This window comes from Levilactobacillus andaensis (assembly GCF_016861695.1).
Lineage (GTDB): Bacteria > Bacillota > Bacilli > Lactobacillales > Lactobacillaceae > Levilactobacillus > Levilactobacillus andaensis.
The window spans coordinates 79,713-99,717 of sequence record NZ_BOLP01000002.1; the positions used below are offsets into that span (position 1 = coordinate 79,713).

The 20,005-nt window shown below is 47.6% G+C and carries 18 protein-coding genes; 8 read left to right on the forward strand and 10 right to left on the reverse strand.

The genetic code is table 11. The annotated features are described in order from the left end of the window. Window positions 1-23 precede the first annotated feature (23 nt). On the reverse strand, window positions 24-5,084 hold the full coding sequence (locus tag JUF10_RS00565; protein WP_203640307.1) for a phosphodiester glycosidase family protein: 5,061 nt from the start codon (window positions 5,082-5,084) through the stop codon (window positions 24-26). A gap of 375 nt (window positions 5,085-5,459) precedes the next feature. Here JUF10_RS00565 and JUF10_RS00570 point away from each other — a divergent pair, with 375 nt between their 5' ends. The 4 genes from JUF10_RS00570 (at window position 5,460) to JUF10_RS00585 (ending at window position 8,656) form a co-directional block, all read left to right on the forward strand. Further along, window positions 5,460-6,371: a hypothetical protein gene (locus JUF10_RS00570; RefSeq protein WP_203640308.1), complete on the forward strand. Its 912-nt coding sequence runs from the start codon at window positions 5,460-5,462 to the stop codon at window positions 6,369-6,371. Window positions 6,372-6,509: 138 nt separating this feature from the next. Then, window positions 6,510-7,337 carry an undecaprenyl-diphosphate phosphatase gene (locus tag JUF10_RS00575; protein ID WP_203640309.1) on the forward strand — a complete coding sequence of 276 codons (828 nt, stop codon included), beginning with the start codon at window positions 6,510-6,512 and terminating at the stop codon, window positions 7,335-7,337. Between the two features lie 245 nt (window positions 7,338-7,582). Next, window positions 7,583-7,981 carry an aggregation-promoting factor C-terminal-like domain-containing protein gene (locus JUF10_RS00580; protein WP_203640310.1) on the forward strand — a complete coding sequence of 133 codons (399 nt, stop codon included), beginning with the start codon at window positions 7,583-7,585 and terminating at the stop codon, window positions 7,979-7,981. 129 nt (window positions 7,982-8,110) lie between these two features. After that, window positions 8,111-8,656, forward strand: a complete 546-nt coding sequence (locus JUF10_RS00585; RefSeq protein WP_203640311.1) for a hypothetical protein — start codon at window positions 8,111-8,113, stop codon at window positions 8,654-8,656. 49 nt (window positions 8,657-8,705) lie between these two features. Here the strand turns inward: JUF10_RS00585 and JUF10_RS00590 are convergent, their stop codons facing one another. The 4 genes from JUF10_RS00590 to JUF10_RS00605 all read right to left on the reverse strand — a co-directional run bounded on the left by JUF10_RS00590 (window position 8,706) and on the right by JUF10_RS00605 (window position 12,202). Then, window positions 8,706-9,884: a DUF998 domain-containing protein gene (locus tag JUF10_RS00590; protein ID WP_203640312.1), complete on the reverse strand. Its 1,179-nt coding sequence runs from the start codon at window positions 9,882-9,884 to the stop codon at window positions 8,706-8,708. A 158-nt stretch (window positions 9,885-10,042) separates the two neighbouring features. After that, window positions 10,043-10,321 (reverse strand): type II toxin-antitoxin system Phd/YefM family antitoxin, encoded by a 279-nt coding sequence (locus JUF10_RS00595; RefSeq protein WP_203640313.1) that lies wholly within the window; start codon window positions 10,319-10,321, stop codon window positions 10,043-10,045. A 146-nt stretch (window positions 10,322-10,467) separates the two neighbouring features. Continuing rightward, window positions 10,468-11,331 carry an aldo/keto reductase gene (locus JUF10_RS00600; RefSeq protein ID WP_203640314.1) on the reverse strand — a complete coding sequence of 288 codons (864 nt, stop codon included), beginning with the start codon at window positions 11,329-11,331 and terminating at the stop codon, window positions 10,468-10,470. Between the two features lies 1 nt (window position 11,332). Continuing rightward, a complete protein-coding gene (locus tag JUF10_RS00605; protein WP_203640315.1) occupies window positions 11,333-12,202 on the reverse strand; it encodes an aldo/keto reductase in 870 nt (289 codons plus the stop codon). A gap of 232 nt (window positions 12,203-12,434) precedes the next feature. Between JUF10_RS00605 and JUF10_RS00610 the strand changes: the two genes are divergently transcribed. The 3 genes from JUF10_RS00610 (at window position 12,435) to JUF10_RS00615 (ending at window position 14,525) form a co-directional block, all read left to right on the forward strand. Then, window positions 12,435-13,025 (forward strand): LysR family transcriptional regulator, encoded by a 591-nt coding sequence (locus tag JUF10_RS00610; RefSeq protein ID WP_236008114.1) that lies wholly within the window; start codon window positions 12,435-12,437, stop codon window positions 13,023-13,025. A 57-nt stretch (window positions 13,026-13,082) separates the two neighbouring features. Next, the gene (locus JUF10_RS14045) at window positions 13,083-13,310 is read left to right on the forward strand and encodes a hypothetical protein (RefSeq protein WP_236008115.1); all 228 of its coding nucleotides are present in this window, start codon (window positions 13,083-13,085) and stop codon (window positions 13,308-13,310) included. 174 nt (window positions 13,311-13,484) lie between these two features. Next, a complete protein-coding gene (locus JUF10_RS00615) occupies window positions 13,485-14,525 on the forward strand; it encodes a zinc-binding dehydrogenase (RefSeq protein ID WP_203640316.1) in 1,041 nt (346 codons plus the stop codon). A gap of 163 nt (window positions 14,526-14,688) precedes the next feature. Here JUF10_RS00615 and JUF10_RS00620 read toward each other — a convergent pair whose 3' ends face one another. Further along, on the reverse strand, window positions 14,689-15,264 hold the full coding sequence (locus JUF10_RS00620; RefSeq protein WP_203640317.1) for an NADPH-dependent F420 reductase: 576 nt from the start codon (window positions 15,262-15,264) through the stop codon (window positions 14,689-14,691). A 162-nt stretch (window positions 15,265-15,426) separates the two neighbouring features. Here JUF10_RS00620 and JUF10_RS00625 point away from each other — a divergent pair, with 162 nt between their 5' ends. Beyond that, window positions 15,427-15,855 carry an Rrf2 family transcriptional regulator gene (locus tag JUF10_RS00625; protein ID WP_203640318.1) on the forward strand — a complete coding sequence of 143 codons (429 nt, stop codon included), beginning with the start codon at window positions 15,427-15,429 and terminating at the stop codon, window positions 15,853-15,855. 48 nt (window positions 15,856-15,903) lie between these two features. Here JUF10_RS00625 and asnS read toward each other — a convergent pair whose 3' ends face one another. From asnS to JUF10_RS00645, 4 genes are all read right to left on the reverse strand, one after another. Next, window positions 15,904-17,295 carry an asparagine--tRNA ligase gene (gene asnS / locus JUF10_RS00630; RefSeq protein WP_203640319.1) on the reverse strand — a complete coding sequence of 464 codons (1,392 nt, stop codon included), beginning with the start codon at window positions 17,293-17,295 and terminating at the stop codon, window positions 15,904-15,906. Window positions 17,296-17,803: 508 nt separating this feature from the next. After that, entirely contained in the window at window positions 17,804-18,934 is a 1,131-nt protein-coding gene (locus JUF10_RS00635; protein ID WP_203640320.1) for a GGDEF domain-containing protein, read from the reverse strand. A gap of 267 nt (window positions 18,935-19,201) precedes the next feature. Continuing rightward, a complete protein-coding gene (locus JUF10_RS00640; RefSeq protein ID WP_203640321.1) occupies window positions 19,202-19,411 on the reverse strand; it encodes a helix-turn-helix domain-containing protein in 210 nt (69 codons plus the stop codon). 14 nt (window positions 19,412-19,425) lie between these two features. Further along, entirely contained in the window at window positions 19,426-20,001 is a 576-nt protein-coding gene (locus JUF10_RS00645; RefSeq protein WP_203640322.1) for a DUF2975 domain-containing protein, read from the reverse strand. Between the last annotated feature and the right edge of the window lie 4 nt (window positions 20,002-20,005).

Here is a 20,005-nt window from a genome sequence, read left to right on the forward strand (position 1 = left end):
CTTTACTCTCTATTCTAACTGATTTACTTTACTAAAGCATGACTAGCAGTGACGTAGCCGCCAGCAACTCGGTAGTGGAGAACACCCTTGCTAGAGTAATCCCAACCGGTTACCTTGAGTACTGTCTTCGCTGAAACTGAGTGGAGCTTGTGCTTGAAGTTAACATCACGGTAAAGATTAATGCTCTGCTTTACAGTGACTGTCGTTGGCTTCGTGTGCTTCCCCGTTTGAACGTCCTGCTTGTTCGCTGAAACATACTGTTTATTGGTTAATTGGAAACTGTATTTCCCATTTTGACGGACAATTCGTTTCACCTTTAACACTTGGCCCTGACGGTAATGGTGCTTCGTCTTACCAGCTAGTTTACCGTTACTGTAAGCATTGAGTCCCTTGACATTGATCACCGTGATGGTCTTAGTTGCCTTGGTATAATCGGCCGACTGAACGTACTTGGAACTAGCCGTGATATACCCCGTCTTGCCATAACTCTTCGACTTCTTGTTCATGTCGCGAACATGATAGCGTAAATGGCCGGCTTTAGACTTAGTCGTTCCCAAGACCTTAAACTGTGGTTGGTGCATCTGTGCTTGTTGACGATAAGCGACAATCCGACCTGCTTTGGAGAAGTCTGGTTTACGGTAAAGTGCCATCCCCTTAACTGCGGTAACGACTGCTGGCGTTGACTTCTTGTGCGCTGACGTTGTCGTCGTTGGCTTGGAAGTATCTACTGTTGTCGTTGGCTTCGTCGTCGATGTTGAATTTGTTGGTGCAGTTGGTTTTGGTGATGGCGTTGGTTTGCTTGGTTCTGTTGGCTTCGTTGGTGGTGTTGGCTTGCCTACGCCAGTTCCACCACCTGTTTGTCCGCCGCCTTGGCCACCGTTACCACCAGGAATCGTTTGTGGATGCTTGTTAGCCACTAAATTTACCGCATCCACTTCCTTGCCGTCTGGATCACGCGTCACAATCTTCATTGCTTGGTCGTTAACTTCGGCCGTTAAATAAACTTTTTGATTCTTGTCCTTTTCATCTTGCTTGAAGGCCCAAGCTTCCGGTTCGTTTGGCAAGATATCATACGTCTTGTCCCCAGTATGACCGGCTGCTAGGTATGTGGTCCCTTTGGTTGCATTCTCTTTGTTATCAAAGAGCTTCTTCGTCCGACCATAAGAATGATCATGACCACTGAAGACAATATCGATACCTAATTCGTCACAGACTGGTGGTAACATTTTCCGGAACATCGTTGACTCAGAGTCTGATGGGTTCTTGTTGTATGGTGGTTGATGGGTCGCAACGATTTTCCACGTCTTGTTGGAAGAACGCATGTCTTGTCGAAGCCAATCCATTTCCTGCTTCATCTCATCAACGTTGTTGGTCCACCCCACGGAAGCAATGTGCATGTTACCATAGTCAACAGAGAATGTACCCTTTCTATTAACCGGTGCCCCGTTATGACCTGGTGTTCCAAGCATTGCTGTAGCTTTACTTCCGTCATCCCCCATGTACTCATGGTTTCCTAAGACATGGATCATATCTAAGGAATCATAAACGGGATGCTTATCAAACATTTGCGACGTAATATCAGCTTCATTGAAGACGGCTTGGTCATCGTTGAAATCACCGACATGTAGCGCAAAGTCTGGTTTATGTTCATCCGTTTCCAGTCGTTCAATAATCTTATCAAAGTCATCTAGTTGTGCTGCATTACTGACCTGTGTGTCACCAAAGATATTAAATTTCAACTGCTTACTATCCGTTAACGTCTTAAAATGACGCGGCGCAGACCATTTTTCACCATTGCCGACACGGAAAGTGTATTCGGTTCCCGGCTTCAAATCCTTAGCAGTCACACTATTTACACTAATCGCCTTACTATCGCTGACGTAGGTAAATGTCTTCTGCTCACCTTTATAATCCTTAAAGGCTTTTTCTTTCTTATCTGCGTAATCCTTAGTAGGCGCAATTTGCATAATTGCTGCTTGCTTTCCTACGATTGGATTAGAGAACCACGTAATCGTCTTTTGCGTCGTCGGATCTTGAGTTGATCCCGTCAGCAGGTTAGAAGGGGTGTCTGATTTTTCCGGCGTAAATGCTTGAGCCGGCGTTGGGAAGCTGCTATGACTCCCAATGGCCGCAGTCAACGTGAACTTTCCAGGCTTTTCGGTTAACTTATCGCTCTTAAGTCGACCTTGACTATCAGTCTTGCCCGCTTCAACCGTCTTGCCATCTGCCGTCTTCATCATCACTACTGCGCCACCAACAGCTTTGTTATGCGCATCAGTTACCGTTAAACTGCCCGCTGCGCCAACAATCATTTGACCAAGCTTCATTTGATAACTGGCCGCAATATTGATGTTAGTTGGCTTCGAGGCAAAGCTGCTCAGCATATCTGCATTGTTACTCGAGTCGGTAAACTCAACAGTTCCCTTGGTTAATTGCACGATGAGCTTAGCATCGGCCTCAGTCTCTGTTGGCACATCTAAGGTCACATGCGCTAGTGACTTATTGGTCCCCTTACCCTTGCTGTTATCTTTAATGTGCAGCTTTAAAATTCCAGTGTTTTTATCATACTCAAAAGTATTGTCCTTAGAGTCGCCAGCAAACTTAACGTCCTTGACCGGGAAGTCTTTTCCGACGTTAATGGTGAACTCACCCGATTTAACTTTGGCCAAATTCTCTGCCATGATGTCAAAACCAATCGTACTACCCAGGTTAGCCGATGCGTTCTTAGCAACTTCTAAACTGATTCCAGTTTGGTTATTCGTATGAACTTCAAAGTAAGCATCCTTGTCCGTCCGGTTGCCAAACTTATCGTACACGGATACCTTAACGTGGTGCGTTCCGTTAGCGTACTGGTACCCCTTTAACGTAAACGTGCCGTCCGGATCAAAGGTGTACTTGGTGCTGTCGCTGGTCATGTCTTGACCATCAATGTAGATTTTGTTCTTTTCCCAATCAATACCAGTCATGTTGGGGTCATCTTGGTCATCATGCACCTTGGTCGTAATTGTAATATTTCCGTCCTTAAACGTTTTCCCATCAACGGAAATATTATCGACAATCGGACTCTTTAAGTCATCAACGTTAGCGCCATAGACTGCACGGATATTGTCGACGTAGATACTCCCCTTAGTCTGTGGTGACCCACCTGGATTACCAGACTTCAATGCCATCATGCGGACAACTTGTTTAGGGAACGTGGCGTATGGCCCCTGATAACTAGCTGGCACTTCGGCTTCTACATACTTCCAGCCCGTCCAGTCAATCCCCGTCTTTTGATCAGTAAAGTTAAGCGGCTTAGGTGTTCCCTTACCATCATAGATTTGACTTCTTAACCAATATCCTTTGGCCTCTGGCGTTGCGTAAACCCACATGCCGATTGCAGTTGGGCTACCTGGAATTTCTTTCTTAACTTCTGGACCAGCATAGGCACCCAAAGTCGTTCCTTTTTGTCCAGTCGTGAAGTCAAATTTAACTTCCATGGCGTGGTCGCCAAAGCGAACCTGGCCATCTTCTGGACTCGCCAGTGAAAGACTATTGTCTTCTCCCCGACCTGAACCACTGACTTTCCAATCATCCAGTCCCTTTTCAAAATCATACAGAACAACTGGCAACTGCCCAATCTGAACTTCTAACGATTCAGAAATCTTAGTTCCAGTGACCGTTGCTGTAATGGTCCCCTTAGCATGCTTGCCAGCCGTATGTAACTGGTTTTTGTCATCAATCGTCCCTAATTCCGCAGGTAGCTGCCAATCAAGGTCACCGGCTTTTAATGTCACATCGCGTCCTTTATATCGAGCAGTCATTCCTAATGAAGCTGTAGAATCAGTCTTCAAACTCAGCTTCTTGTTTAAGAATTCAATCGTATCTGGCGTCGCAACCGTTACCGTTGCCTGACCAACCGTCTTTCCGTCATGGACTAAATTAGCGGTCGCATCACCGGTTTTACCATTCGATTTAAACGCACCAGTCTTGGCATCGATCTCACCTAAGTTCTTATCTTGCAGCGACCAAGTGGCATCAGCCGGTAATTCTGCATCATAGCCGGCCTTGTCGACCCCTTTGGCTACGAAGTTGATCGTTGACTCCGGTGTATATACTTGGTCCTTAGGCGACACCTGAGCCCGGTCAAATGTGTGGTCCGATTTTTCAGTCGTCGTAATCAACCAACTGTTAGCGACTTTCCGTTCTTCACCATCAGAAGGCTTGTTCTTTAAGCTTAAATCCTTATCTCCAGGGGTCCGTGACAGATAAGTTGCGGAGCCACCACCATCGAGGTTAAGGGCATCAACGGCACCTTGGTCCTTCATGGTTTCTGCTAATTCAGACGTTTTCATCCCATTTGAGTATGGCGCCTGCTTACCGTCGACTGTGACAAAGAAAACTGACCCATCCTGGCGAATACCCACGGCACTCCGCGCAGCAAAGTTATCGCCATATTGCGTCAGGCCCGTTTGAACAACGCCTTGCTTCACCAAGATGCCCAAACCACCAAGGGCTTGTTGTAAGTCGCCCTTCACGGCATCATATTGACCTTGATCGCCAATCATGGCCTCACCATTCTTCTTGACCCCAAAGAAGGCTTCACCACTATTCGCTTTAGCCGCATGAATTTCAACACCATCCTTAACGACGCTCCCAGATGGTTCACCGGTTCCCATGTTAAAGAAGTCCGCGTTAAGTCCGGCCACTACTTGATGCCCATTTTTGATGGCAGCCTCGGCTTCACCACGAACAGTCTGTAGACCAATTCCTTTGCCGTCATCCATTGTCCCGGCGTATAAGCCAGCCGTCTTATCCTTTAAATCGACCGATACAGAATGCATGACCGTGCGATCACCGGCCGTGTTCTTGTAGGTCACCTTGGTTTCTTTGATTCCTGAAGCCAGTTGATCACCAGTCTGTTCAATGGTATTTCCCTTAACGTCTACTGCTTTGGCAGCTTCATCTTGGGCCTTAGCTGCCACCTGACTTGCCAAAACTTGATGGGTCATACTCGTTTGCGCGTGAGCCACCGGTGTCAGCAATGGCATCAATACTAGGGCAGTTGCGAGTGTTGCTCGTAATTGTCTTCCTCGGGTAGTCATCTATATCTCAAAATCCCTTCTGAATTTGTCTGCAGTTAAACGATTGGTCATATCGACCGCTCTATCCTCGTGCGACCGAAATAACATACTGCACAGTTTACCTGAGTTTTCATTCGAAATGGGCAACTACACTAACCCTGTACAATTCATCTACATAACCTTTACCTATTTATTAAAACGCCTATATAACAGCGGTTTCAGCAGACGCCTTCATAATTTCCTATGTATTCTACGCGGTCAATTTTGACGTTTCTCCTATTTCACCCAACCACTCCGACCTGAATTTTCTGAAAACATATGTTAGAATCATAATCACTTGTGCTAAATCCAATTAGCCTTTCAGAAAAGAATAGCCGAAGGAGGCTTATCACTAACATGTCACTCACAAAACGAGAGGTTGGCAATTATCTCATTGGCTTTGCCTTTGTTCTCCTCATGGTCACTGCCGCCAGTTGGCTTCATGACGCCGAAATCATCCTTCCCGAAATTGCCGCACTCACCACCGGGATGTGGATCTATCAAAACAAAACTTGGATTCGTCAACCCATCAAGATATTCCTTGCCCCATCGGGAACTGCGGTCATTGGCTTTCTGGTCAATCAAATTGCTATTAACTACCCTGAGAAGGTCCTGTTAACGCTTGTCTTGATTCTAACCTTGCTTCGCATTTTGAACTCAACTTTAGCCCCTGCCTTCGCAACTGGACTGTTACCCATCATTATCAACGCCACCCATTGGTCATTTATTCTTGCCATCTTTCTATTTACGGCGTTATTAATGGTCGGCGTTTTAATTCAGGGCCACTACAAGAACCTTCCTGCGGGGCAACCCCTACGCTTCTCACACATGCTGGGTTTTAGCCTCGCCGCTCTCATCTGGGTAGTCGCTGTTTGGGCCTGCGGATACCCCCAAATGGCCGGCATTCCGCCCGTCTTGGTCGTCTTTTTCGAAGTTTCTCAGATGCCCAACTACTCCTTCAAAATGGCCGCCAAACAGGTTATAGCTTTAGGTGGCGCGGCAACTATTGGCGTGCTGGTTCACCTTCTGCTAGCCTCTTGGTTACTGACCACACTGATCAGCTTGCCCTTAGTCTTTGTTTTATTACAATTCTTGCATATCAAATTACCCGCTGCTTACGCTTTCCCACTATTAGCATTGGTTTTACCAACTAACATGTTCAATCGCCTACCGCTATCCGCGTTTTTAGCGGCCACCTTCTTTCTCGGCGCCGTAGTGGGCTACCGCCAGCTACAGAGCCGCTTACAAATCACTACCGAGAACGACTAGCACAAGCGACCACCGTACAACGTTTACGGTAGTCGTTTTAATTTACAGAGATTTTACACAAACGTGACGTCTTCTACACAGTCATTACCTATGATTGGAGTTACTTACTTCATCTTGCATTTGCAAAGGAGACTCGCCGTGTTAGAAATCATTAAAGCCGTCATTCTCGGCATCGTCGAAGGAATTACTGAGTTTCTGCCAATCAGCTCCACCGGTCACCTTTACTTGGCCGATGAATTCGTTAAATTAAATGAATCGACTGCCTTCATCAATATGTTCATGGTGGTCATTCAGCTAGGGGCAATTCTGGCCGTTCTGGTGCTCTACTTCAACAAACTCAATCCGTGGGCACCTGGTAAAGACCACCTTGAACGCAGTCAGACTTGGACGCTATGGTTCAAGGTTATTGTCGCCGTTCTGCCTTCAGTCATTGTCGGCCTGCCCTTGAATGACTGGATGGATGCCCACCTGACCAGTTGGCAAGTGATCTCTGCCACGCTGATTATCTATGGAATTCTCTTCATTGTGATTGAAAACTTCAATCGCAAGAGACAGCCGCGTTTCACGGCTCTCAATCAGATTTCTTATAAATTGGCCTTAGTGATTGGTCTCTTCCAGGTACTCTCACTGGTTCCCGGGACGTCTCGCTCTGGGGCAACCATCTTGGGTGCTATCCTCATTGGTGCCTCACGTTACGTGGCTACTGAATTCTCATTTTTCTTGGCCATTCCAACCATGTTTGGTGCATCACTACTTAAGGTTTTAAAATACTTTGTTAGTGGTAATACCTTCAACGGAAGCGAACTCGTGGTCCTGCTCACCGGTGTCGTGGTCTCGTTCGTGGTGGCCTACCTATCGATCAAGTTCCTGCTGAATTACATTCGAAATAATGACTTTAAACCCTTCGGTTGGTACCGAATCGGCTTGGGAATTATCGTGATCAGTTACTTCGGATTAATACGTTGACCTATCAATCGGCCTGCCGTCTTTAGAGATTGCGGGCCAATTTTTATTTTCCGGCGATTAATTTGCGGTTATAGTAATCAAGCCTCTAACGTACGTCATTCCGTGGTTTATAGCTTGTTTGGTACATCCACCTCACGTATAAATCTAACAGATGTGACGCCCTTTTAACTCCCCAGTAACATGACTGCAATACTAATCGGGTATGCTAGTTAGTATTAAGAAACAAGTCAGGGAGTTATATAAAAATGTCAAAACTAAAACTAAAATTTGCAACACTCTTATTACTATTCGGCTTTTCGTTCGGTATGGTCACTGACGTCACAGCTAACGTTTTACCAGAACAAACGACAACCGCCCAAGCAGCAACGCTTTCCGCTAGTCAAAAGAAGCAAATCGCAGCAGTTAACGCTGGCCTGTCCAAGAAGCAAAAGGCCGCTAAGAACTGGATTGCTAAACGTGAATCCGGCTACCGGTACACCGCGCGTAACGGAAACTGTTACGGTCGTTACCAATTACTGAAGGCTTACTTACACGGCGACTTATCCCCAGTCAACCAAGAACGGACCGCTAACTCTTACGTTGCCGGTCGTTACGGGACTTGGACTCATGCTAAGCGTTTCTGGCAGAGTCACCACTGGTACTAAAGTTTAATTGACACTTTCTTGGCTAACCTATTACTTAAGGGTTAGTCATTTTTTTCGGCTTTCATTGTTCTCCCTGCCATATTCCCGTAGACTGGAAACATAGTCTAATTCGAGAAAGAATGGGTTACCATGAAAAAAAGCATCATCTTGTTGGGCAGCATTGTCCTAATTATCGGCCTGGCGTTTGGCCTGTTGTCCCACCACAAGCCCGCCACGTCACCGACACCACAGCAATCGGCCAAAACGACAACGCCTCAACGTAAGGCTTCCCACCCCCTCACCGTTGCAGAACTCAACCAAAATTCTCAGCTGCGGGAGACCTGTATCATTTACTTTGCCGTCAAACACACCAAGCTACAACGTTGGCAGGAATTGTCCGACTTTCAGGTTGGTTGGCAAGTCGAACGTTATCTCAAGCACAATCCCGACAAATATCTGGTCTGGCCGGATATGAATATCACGTCTGCCGAAAAGAACCTGGAGCCCAACTGGTTTAAGCTCACAACGGATGGTAACGTCACCTACGACAGCATGATCGTCCATTCCTTCCGCCAAGACCAGACAGCAACGACTACGCTAGCCAAAATTACGCGGCAACTCAACCAAGATCACAAGATGGCTACCGTTCGCCATCTCAGTCACAATCTCAGCCAACTTACCCACAAAACCAAATAACGCTAAACAAAACGGCCACCCCCAAACGAGGTGACCGCTTTTTCGATTACTAATCTTCTAAGGTTTCTGATTCCAATTCAATCAAGCCCTCAGTCCCGGAATTGATCAACGCCTCGATTCGGTCGAGTAACATCAACAACCACCCAAAGGCAATTACGAAGCCCACCATTTCAAAAGCCGTCAACGAGAAGTAGCCGAATACTTGAAATAACAGTTCTGCGATAACCAGGGCAATGCCAACGCCGTAGGACAAATACAAAAAGTCCTTCGTAATGTTTGGCAAAAGCCAACGAACACCAACAATCAACGCAATGATGAAGTAGATTAAGAAAACAGCAACTTCATCATGGAGGTCATGTGAGTTCACGTTATTGGGAAAGACACCCACTAGACCCAAGTCGACCGCGGTCAGCGTCAGCAGGATTCGTAACACCAGTAACCGCCGCGATCGCGGGAAAAATTCATGCAGGCTCACAAACAGATAGTCGATCAACGCAATCATCAGCAGCGCCGAAAAAATCAGCGTCGCGTTGAATTGCCAGCCACTGGAAGCATTGCTAGTTCCCAAGAAGCTCAGGTTATGTTGCCACCAGTATTTCTGATTGTTCACGGCCATGGCGATTACGACGCCACTAATGATGACCAGCACGAGCACCGTTGACAACACACCGGCGTCGACAATCAAGGCGAAGTAGACCATCACCGAATTCGTGACCAGACCAAAGGCAAACATGATAATGCTGGCAGTTACGGACCCAAAAATGGCTCCCTTAAATAGGACGCCCAGCAGCCACATACTCCCAACCAGGACTAGGCCCAGGATTAAGGCAAACGACAACACGATTACTGGAAAGTTTCGCCAATAGATATTTTTCGTAAAATGATTCTGCGGATTATTACGGTCCCGGATAAAAAATCCCGCAAACAATAACGTTCCCATAATAACTTCCAGTACAATAATAGCAGTTGCTAATGATCGATCTCCCACCAACGGAACGCTGTGTAGTCCCCGCAGCAGGCAAAAAATATAGAACCCAATGCTTGTCAATAACGCGGTCACGACCGGCCAAATCAAGACGCGATTCTGGAAAAGCTGTAGCCGTGGTTCCTCAAGTTGCACGACTAATCGGTCTCGTTTCACCACCAGTTTAACCGGTGTTTTGTCGGTTAGCTTAAGTTGCTCGCTAATTTCCGGCGGTATTTTTAATTGAAAATCCTTACTCTTCATGTTTCCCTCCACGACCTCATTCCACTATGATTTCCATTATAACAAGTTTTATCACTAGATTGGTTAGGTTGCGGGTAATTTTGTGGTGGAGTGGTTTGTGGAGTTAGAAAGCAGTCAAAATATATTGAAAATAGCGATACTAATATGCTCCTTAACATTTAGTTCTTAAATTGATTCCAGTAGCAGTCACCACTGACTACTGGATTATCCGGCAATATCTGCTGCTGAATTAAGTAATCTATTGCCACCGCATAGTCTAGGGAATCCTCATTGGCCTGAACAGCTCTTTCTAACCACAGAAATTTTTCTTGCGCAATAGCTATAACCATTTGACCATCCGGACGTACAATCAGAATTGTCTCATCGTTAATGGTGATTAAATCCAAGTAAGTTTTGAAATGTCGTTCAAAATCAAGTTGTGTCACAGTTAAAGTCATTCAAGCCATCCCTTTCATGGTTGACTCCTATCGTACGTGATAATTACGAAACATACTATTAAAAGGACTTTCACTCTTAATTTTTCATCTCAAAAAGGACGACACCACCTCGGTCCCGTCCTCAAACAAATCATCTTATTTTCGTCTTAGTCGTCCGCGTGAACATCGTAGGCACTCAACATTTCCAGCACGCCCGGTGCATCTGGATCATGTTGGCCCTTACCTTTATCCAAGGCTTCCAGTTGGGCCATTTCATCATCACTCAACGTGAAGTCGAAGATGTCCAAGTTGCTCTTGATCCGGTCAGCGTGAACGGACTTGGGGAAGACAATGACGCCCAGTTGATTTTCAAACCGCAAGATAATCTGACCGACGTTCTTGTTGTGCGCCGCAGCCATTTTAACAATGACTGGATCAGTAATCAGCGCTTGGTTTCCTTGGCCTAATGGCGCCCACGCCTCCAGCTTAACGTCATCGGCCGCCATGATTTTCCGGATTTCTTTTTGCTGGAAGTACGGATTGAATTCGACCTGGTTCACAGCTGGCATCACGTTAAATTGTGGGACAAAGCTCCGCCAAATCTTGGGGGTCATATTGGAGACCCCAATCGACTTCAGCTTGCCGGCTTGTTGGGCCTCCTCCATCGCCCGCCAAGCACCCGGCACATCCCCATATGGTTGGTGAATCAGGTAAAGGTCGAGGTAGTCCAACCCCGTCTTCTTCAGTGAGAGGTCGATGGCCTTCTTGGCCGGTTCGTAACCAAAGTCTTGTAGCCATAGCTTGCTGGTGACCCAGATCTGGTCGCGAGGAATGCCGCTATCCTTGATAGCACGGCCAACCTCGGCTTCATTGAAGTAGGCAACGGCCGTGTCGATATGCCGGTAACCAACTTTTAGCGCCTCGGCCACAGCCTTATAGGTTGAGCCATCGCTAGGAATTTGAAATGTCCCGAAGCCAATTGCGGGGATATTGTTACCATCGTTTAATTTAATTGTTGGTGTCATTTTCATATTACTCCTTTAATTGTTTTAGGCTTGAGCCGAAAATTTGTTCAATCGTCACTGGATCGCGGTGGTCAAAGAATTGACTCTCCTGCCGGTCCAAAGAGGCCATGGTCGCCAGCTCATCGTCAGTCAGCTCGAAGTCGAAAACGTCCATGTTCTCCACCATCCGCTCGCGGTGAACGGACTTCGGAATCACCGTGATTCCGCGTTGTAACAACCATCTGAGGATGACTTGGCCGACCGTCTTACCGTGAGCCTGCGCAATAGTCCGAATCGTAGCGTTCGTAAAGAGATCGTGCTTACCCTCAGCGAATGGCGCCCAAGCCTCGACCCGCACGTCTTCGCCCTGGTTAAATTGAACTTCGCTCTCCTGTTGATACCAAGGGTTCACTTCAATCTGGTTCACGACCGGTTTCACGTTCATTGTGAGTTCCAAGTTTTTCAGTTGGTCGGCATAAAAATTTGAGACCCCAATCGACCGAATTTTTCCCGCCTGTTGGGCCTCTTCCAATGCGCGCCAAGCCCCCATCGTATCGCCATAAGGCTGATGCAACAGGTATAAGTCGAGATAATCCAGCCCCAGTCGTTGCAAGGATGCGTCGATGCCCTGCTTGGCCCGGTCATAGGTGAACTCAGACACCCACAGCTTAGAGGTCACAAAGATATCGTCACGCGCCACACTACTCTTCTTGATGGCGCGGCCAACCGCTTCTTCATTCCGATAGGCCGTGGCGGTATCCAATAGCCGATAACCAGAATCCAACGCATCACTAACAGCGGCTTCACATTGCGCTAAATCGGGGACCTGGAAAACACCGAAACCTAATTGTGGCATCTCTACACCATCGTTTAATTTAATTGTTGGAACCTTAGTCATATTTAGGGGACTTCCTTTCACCATTTGAATAAATTAACTATAGGCCCAAACTAACTGATTGAAAATTACTACTTAATCATGCTAGTATACGGTTAATGTATACTGATGTGATTAGCCAGCGCCAGGTCAGCATTAACCTGATATATTCTGATTATACGGCTTAGCATCTTTTCAACAAGAAGCCACTTTAAAGTGCGCTAGTCACCAAAAAGTAATTATTAGGAGGTCCCTTATGATTGAGAACTATCTATTAGAAGAACTGGTCGCCTTCGCTGAAACCGGAACGCTAGCTAAAACAGCGGCGGCCCTCAACGTGACCCAGCCAACGGTGACCCGCGGTATGCAAAAATTAGAGACAGATTGGGAGGTTCAGCTCTTCGACCGTCAACCTAACCGTTTGAGCTTGACTCCTGCTGGAGAATTAGCGGCTAAAGAAGCGGCCACCCTGTTAGCGGCGAACCACCAAGCCGTGGAACGGGTCCGCAACTTTGCGCACAGTCGCCGCGTCCTTACCATTGCAACCACCGTCCCCGGCCCTTTGGTCGCACTAAAGTACATTCAAGCTCAGCTGCCGGAACACACACAATTACCAGGGGCTTCTCAGCCCGAAGACCAAGTCATCGCCGGTCTCAAAAACAACGACTACTTGCTTGGCTTTTCCAATCATTCCCTATCGACAGAAGCCATTGACTCACAACTGATCGGTACCGAACACCTCGCCATCAACCTCAATCAATTCATGTTTCAGGCCAATCAATCCACCATTACCTTTGCCGAGCTGAAGGATCTCAGCTTCGTCGTCCCCAGCGACATCGGTCCTTAGCGCGAAATCATTCAAGCTAACATCCCCAACGCCAAGTTTTTCTATCAGGAAGAACGGGTGGCCCTGGCTGAGATTACGAAATACGCCGACTTTCCTTACTTCAGCACCAATATTTCCGCGTTCGATGCAATCGTCCCCCAGCAAGCCAAAGCTAACGACAGCCGCATTTGCCTGCCAATCAGCGATGCTGCGGCACAGATGCCGATTTACGCCATTTACCTGCGTTCGGAAACCGCTCGGGTCCAACCGGTCATTTCGCAGCTAAAGGCAGTTTGGCCTGACTAACGCCAGCCATACGCCACCTGCATACACAACAATGCGAGATAAGCATTAGACATCGTTCCCCCGCACGGCTAAACTAGCTTATGGTTACCATTTACATTGGAAAGTAAGGATTCTTTACAAGCCAACTGGAAACGCTTAGAATTTCTGTAGAGTCAATTTAGGAGGATAAATGATATGAAATCCACTATTTTTATGAAACCTGGCAAAGTTGAAATCGAGGACATCGATAAGCCTAAGATTCAGGCGCCCGACGACGTCATCATTCACGTCGTGCGGACCTGTGTCTGTGGATCCGACCTATGGGCTTACCGTGGCTTAGAAGACAAGGCTGCCCATTCCGAAAACTCCGGTCACGAAGCCATCGGAATCGTCGAAGAAGTCGGCACTGACATCACGACCGTTAAGCCCGGCGACTTCGTTATCTCCCCATTTACGCACGGTTGCGGTCACTGTGCCGCTTGTCTTGCCGGCTTTGATGGCGTTTGCCAAAACCACACCGACAACTTCAGTAACGGTGTGCAATCTGAATACATTCGTTTCCAACACGGCGAATGGGCTTTGGTTAAGATTCCTGGCAAGCCAGCCGACTACAGCGACGCTATGCTCAAGTCCCTGTTGAGCCTCGCCGACGTCATGGCTACCGGTTACCACGCCGCCCGCGTTGCCAACGTGAAGACCGGTGACACGGTCGTCGTTGTTGGTGACGGTGCCGTTGGTCTCTGTGGGGTTATCGCCGCTCAAATGCGCGGTGCCAAGCGGATCATTGCTATGAGTCGTCACGAAGACCGGCAACAACTCGCTACCGAATTTGGCGCGACTGACATCGTGGCTGAACGTGGTGATGATGCCGTTGCCAAGGTCCTTGAATTGACCAATGGTGCTGGTGCCGATGCCGTTCTGGAATGTGTCGGGACTGAGTTGTCCAACGACACGGCCATGAAGGTTGCTCGTCCAGGTGCTATCGTTGGCCGGGTTGGTCTGCCTCATGAACCTAAGATGGACATGACCACGTCCTTCTACACCAACACGATCATCGCCGGTGGCCCCGCTTCCGTCACGACCTACGACAAGCAAGTCTTGTTAAAAGCCGTCTTGGATGGCGACATTCACCCTGGCAAGGTCTTCACCAAGGAATTTGCGCTCGATGATATCGACGACGCTTACCAAGCCATGACCAACCGTGAAGCTATCAAGTCACTGATTGTGGTCGACTAATTTACCGAAATTAAAAAGGCGCTCAGAACTCCGTTGGGATGTTCTGAGCGCCTTTTTTGTCGATTTTTCGCTTCTCTAACTACCTCTAACCACAAAAAAGTTCCAGAATCACCTACCGATTCCGAAACTCTCAAATTACGATTTAATAGTTCAGGTGCGTCTGTTACTTCAGAACGGCAAAGCCACCCGTCCAGCCAATCTTTTCGCCGGCCGCTAAGGTCATTTGTAAGAAACCAAAGCTTTCCAGCTCGTGTGCTCGCTTCAAGGAACCAGCGTCAACGAAGGCTACGCCACTGTCGGTCAAGGCGTCTGCAAGCAATTGCTTTGCAGCGGCATCGTCACCGGCAGCCATCACGGTCGTCTGTGCTTGGTCGCTGACCTTACGACTCTGTAAGGTTGCAGCAAAGGTCGTGTTGAAGGCCTTCAGCACCTTAGATTCTGGCAACAGTTCAGCAATCTGTGCGGTTGCGGAGCTGTCGGCTGGAACAACTAATTCGTCCCAAGTTTCGAAGTTCAAGGGGTTCGTGATGTCGACAACGACCTTGCCTGCCAAAGCGGCTTGGTTGGCCTTGGCAATGCTGATTGCGGCTGGGTATGGCACGGCCAGAACGACAATCTCGCCTAAGTTTTCAACTGGATCATTAGAGTCGATGAAGCTAACCTGATTGCCACCCTGTGTAAAGACGTCGCCGATTGCTTGACCCATGTTTCCCTTACCAAAAATTGTAATTGCTGCCATAATGCAGACCCCCTGATTTGTTTTGTATTATTTTTAAGTACACTTTTAAGATACGACATTTCATTTTAATTGTCAATTTATTAGCTTAATCAATCCTTTTACCTGATTTTTATCTAAAACTGTTATAGAATATAATACAAGAACACAAAGAGAGGGGATCACATGGCTAACACACAATTCAGCGACACCATCCACGTGCTGGTCTACATTGCTTATTTTAAAGGTAAAAAATTGACCAGTCAGGAAATCGCCAGCAGCCTCGAAACGTCACCCAGCCTCATTCGAAAAATCATGGCTAACTTAAAACATCACGACCTGCTCGCACCCACGCATGGACCGACACAGCTTGCCCTGTCCAGGGAGCCCGACGCCATTACGTTGCGGGACATCTACGCCACCTTGCCCAACCAGGCCCCCCTGCTCAACGTTGATACGCACACGTCGCAGAACTGTCCGGTAGGCAAGACCGTGCCCAAGGTGCTGACCAACTACTACGCCGAGATTCAAGCGGCCGCCGAGGCTAAAATGGCTAAAATCACGCTCCAGGATGTCTTGAACGACGTTACCCTGCTTCAGCGATTAGAAGCCTAACAAAAAGACCGACTCCACTACGGAATCGGTCTTTTTTGATCATCATATTTAGAATTCAGCGTTACCTGGTGTCCGTGGGTAAGGGATGACGTCGCGGATGTTTTCCATCCCGGTCACGTACATCAATAACCGTTCGAACCCGATCCCATAGCCGGAGTGAGGCGTTTCGCCGTACTTCCGCAGGTCGAGGTACCATTGGTATTCTTCTTGTGGCAAATTGTGGCTCTTGATCTTTTCGGCCATTTCAACGTAACGTTCTTCACGTTGACTCCCACCGATCAATTCACCGATCCGTGGTACCAATAAGTCAGCTGCAGCAACGGTCTTGCCGTCGTCGTTGTCCCGCATGTAGAAGGCCTTGATTTCCTTAGGATAATCCGTCAAGAAGGTTGGCCGCTTGTAAACCTGTTCGCACAGGTAGCGTTCGTGTTCCGCCTGTAAGTCGAGACCCCAGTAAACGGGAACGTCGAACTTAACGGGTGCCTTTTCCAACTGCTCGATGGCTTGCGTGTAGGTCACTTGGGCGAACTTTTCGTTGGTCGTTTGGTGTAAGCGGTCCAACAAGCTCTCATCGACAGCGCCGTTCAAGAAGTCCAATTCGTCCTTTGCGTTTTCCAGCAAGTAGTTGACCACGTACTTCAATAACCCTTCGGACTCGTTGATGACATCTTGCAGGTCAGCGAAGGCCATTTCTGGTTCGATCATCCAGAATTCTGAGGCGTGCCGGGCCGTATGGGAGTTTTCTGCCCGGAAAGTTGGGCCAAACGTGTAAACGTCTCGTAAAGCTAAGGCAAAGGCTTCGACTGGTAATTGGCCACTAACGGTCAGGTTCGTTTCCTTCTTAAAGAAGTCCGCGTGATCGTCGACCTTGCCATCGTCCGTCTTAGGCAGGTTGTTCATGTCCAGCGTGGTGACCCGGAACATTTCGCCGGCCCCTTCACTGTCACTACTGGTGATGATTGGCGTGTTCACATAGGTAAAGCCGTGACCTTGGAGGTACTGGTGAATGGCAAACGCAGCCAATGAGCGAATCCGGAACACCGCGTAGAACGTGTTGGTCCGAGGCCGCAAGTGGGCCATCGTCCGCAGGTATTCGTAGGAGTGCTTCTTCTTTTGTAAGGGATAATCGTTGTCGGAAGAGCCTTCCAATACGATTTCCTTGGCGTGAACTTCCAGGGGTTGCTTGGCGTCCGGCGTGTACAGGACCGTCCCCACAACTTTAATCGTCGAACTCAAAGGTAACTTGGTTAATTCGGCGTAGTTGTCGATGTCACTCTTCATGACGATTTGAGCATTTCTGATGGTTGACCCATCGCTTAATTCGATAAAACCGACGCGCTTAGAGCCCCGCACCGTCTTCACCCAACCGTGTAAGACAACTTCTTCGCTTTCGGCAAAATGGGTTTCGCCAAATAGATCTTTAACTAAAACTTCTGTCATCATTTATTCTCCTTCTGTGGCCACAAAAAAAGGCCCTGTCATCCCTAGAAACTAGGGACGAAAGAGTCTTCCGCGGTACCACCCAAATTGTTTTTGATTCAAAACCAACTTTAATAAACGTACATCACATACGCGCCGCTCAATAACGTTGCGGTAACGGCTCAGCCTACTCTCACACCAGATTTCAGCTGGCAACAAAAATGGGGTTATCCAAATCGGGCGGTTGACTAAGCTCTCACTCTCCTTAGCTCGCTAAACACCCGTGACCGACTCGGCGTTGACCATCTCTATCGTTTTTAACTTTATTCAACTGTTGTCAGATTAGCACAAATCCCGACGAGATACAATCGCGATCCGTAAAAATCGATTGGGAATCCGAATTTCGTTGTCCGGCCAATGACTAGTGACTCGCTATCTGCGACCCAAGCCCTGCTCTCTCACTCAGACTGAAAAAAAAGAGACCGCCTCCAACTTGGAATCGATCCCTTAAAAATTCATTTTCAGTTCATTAAGCCACGGTTACTTGCATCCGGCCGTTACGCTTGGAATGATACAGGTTCTTGTCGACCCGGTTGTAGAAGTCCATCGGCGACTGGTCATTACCGGTGATGGCAGACACGCCGACCGAAATGGAAACTTGAATGACCTCGCCACCCGCATGAATCTCTAAGTGGTTAACTGCCATAAAGATTTGGTCCACGATGGCATTGGTACTGGTCACATCGTAGCCCGGGAATAATAAGTTAAATTCCTCGCCCCCGGTTCGGTAGAAGCGCACCTTGGAGTCATTGGCCGCAATCACCGTTTGCACGGTCTCAGCGACTTTCCGCAGAACCTCATCGCCTACCGAATGGCCATACGTGTCGTTGATGTGTTTGAAGTGGTCAATATCAAACATCATCATGGAAAGCGGCGCGCCCGTCTTCGTACTATCCTCGAAGAAGTGGTCCATGGTATCAGTATACGCCGCAAAATTTTCCGTCTTGGTCAACGCATCGTGGCTCGCGAACCGGGCCAAGCGCATCTTAATCTCACTGTCATGCGTAATCATCGACACATATGCGTAGAGTAAGATTTCAAAGATGATCAGGTACGCCCACTCCTGGCCTAACGTGACCCAGGAGAAGTCGAATTTCAACTTCATCCAGAGCCACAGCACGCCACCAAACGGCACGCCAACTAGCAGATAGACGAGCGGGGCAATTCGACTACTACGATACTTCACGCGAATCACGTTTAGCACCCAGAAGAAAACCATCATCGTACAGGCATGGCCCCACGACTGCCAATAGCCCAGCGAGCCGTTAAAAATCATGTAGATAAATAGAATTGGGAAGAAAAAGTAATAGCGGACGTGAATATTTAAAAAGTACGCGCAGAAAATCATCGCAATCAGTTGGAAATTCATAAACTGCCAGGAGTCGGTGGTCCCAACAATAAACGTTTGAATACCAAAGACGAAGACTAGCATGTAAATAATGCCGTACCATGTACTGACATCATCATCCTTAACGTTAATCCGCCTGGCATGAAACCAAGACGCAATCCAGTTATAGGAGACCCAGTACAGTGTCAGCACACCCAGGACAAAAAACACACTGGTAATAAATGGTGGCACCTGCCAACGAGACCATGTCATTAATAAACCCTCTTCATTAAACTTTGCATGTCAACTTCAGGAAACGTGAAAAGTAGTGTCCTCATTTCCGTTTGAAGACACCGCTTCCAATCGTATATAGCGAATATAATCCTTTTTATAGCCAAAAACTACTACCAGAAAACGGAAAGTGCTGAATTGTGTAAACATTGTGTGTACTGGATTTAGTCTTAGTATTAACTATTATCATTTTTCCTGCATTTATACATTAAAAAGGAAGTCCTGACCATCACCAAGGCTTCCCCACATTTAATGTTCATCTGGTACATATCTCAGAATTTCCCCAGGCTGGCAGGCCAATACCGCACACAACCTCTCTAACGTTGAAAATCGAATGGCGCGAGCCTTCCCCGTCTTTAAGATCGATAAATTCGTCGGCGTGATTCCCACTTGCTCGGCCAAGTCGTTACTAGAAATGTTACGCTGCGCCATCACAACGTTGAGGGTCAATTTAATCATGACCATCACCACCTTTACACAGTCAAATCATTTTCATTCTTCAACCCAACCGCTCGGCTATACAACGCGTAAATAATCGTCAAAATCAACGGCGCCATTAGGCTGTTCCCAAAATCCGCCCAGTTCGCAGAAAACATTCCATTGCTGACCCGCCCCAACAAGCTCGTCGTGAGTTGGTTGGCAACCGCTAAGAAGAAGGTTCCCCCAATCTGCCAAAATAGCGCAGTAACCATTTGCCGCAATGCCACGGCATTTGCTCGTGTGAAGTAATTTTCAGCCTGTAGACTGTCCAGAATTTTCATAAATGCTTTTAGGAAGAGTAAAACGCCGACCGTCATGAGAACACTGCCGATAGTCATCAAGCCCGCATACCCCCAGTCGGGAAAACTAGTCACCGCTGCCGTCGATACAGTTTGACGAGGCGTCACGGATAGAAAGTTTTGACCATGCAGAATCGTCGTTGCCGTTTGGCCGCGCCAGGCACGATACCAACTATTTAGCGGGGCTAGGAAAAGGAAGAAAGTTCCTAAAAAAGTGACGTAGCAAAGTGAGTTCAAAGCGCTGATAGACTGCATTAATCGCTTACTCATATTA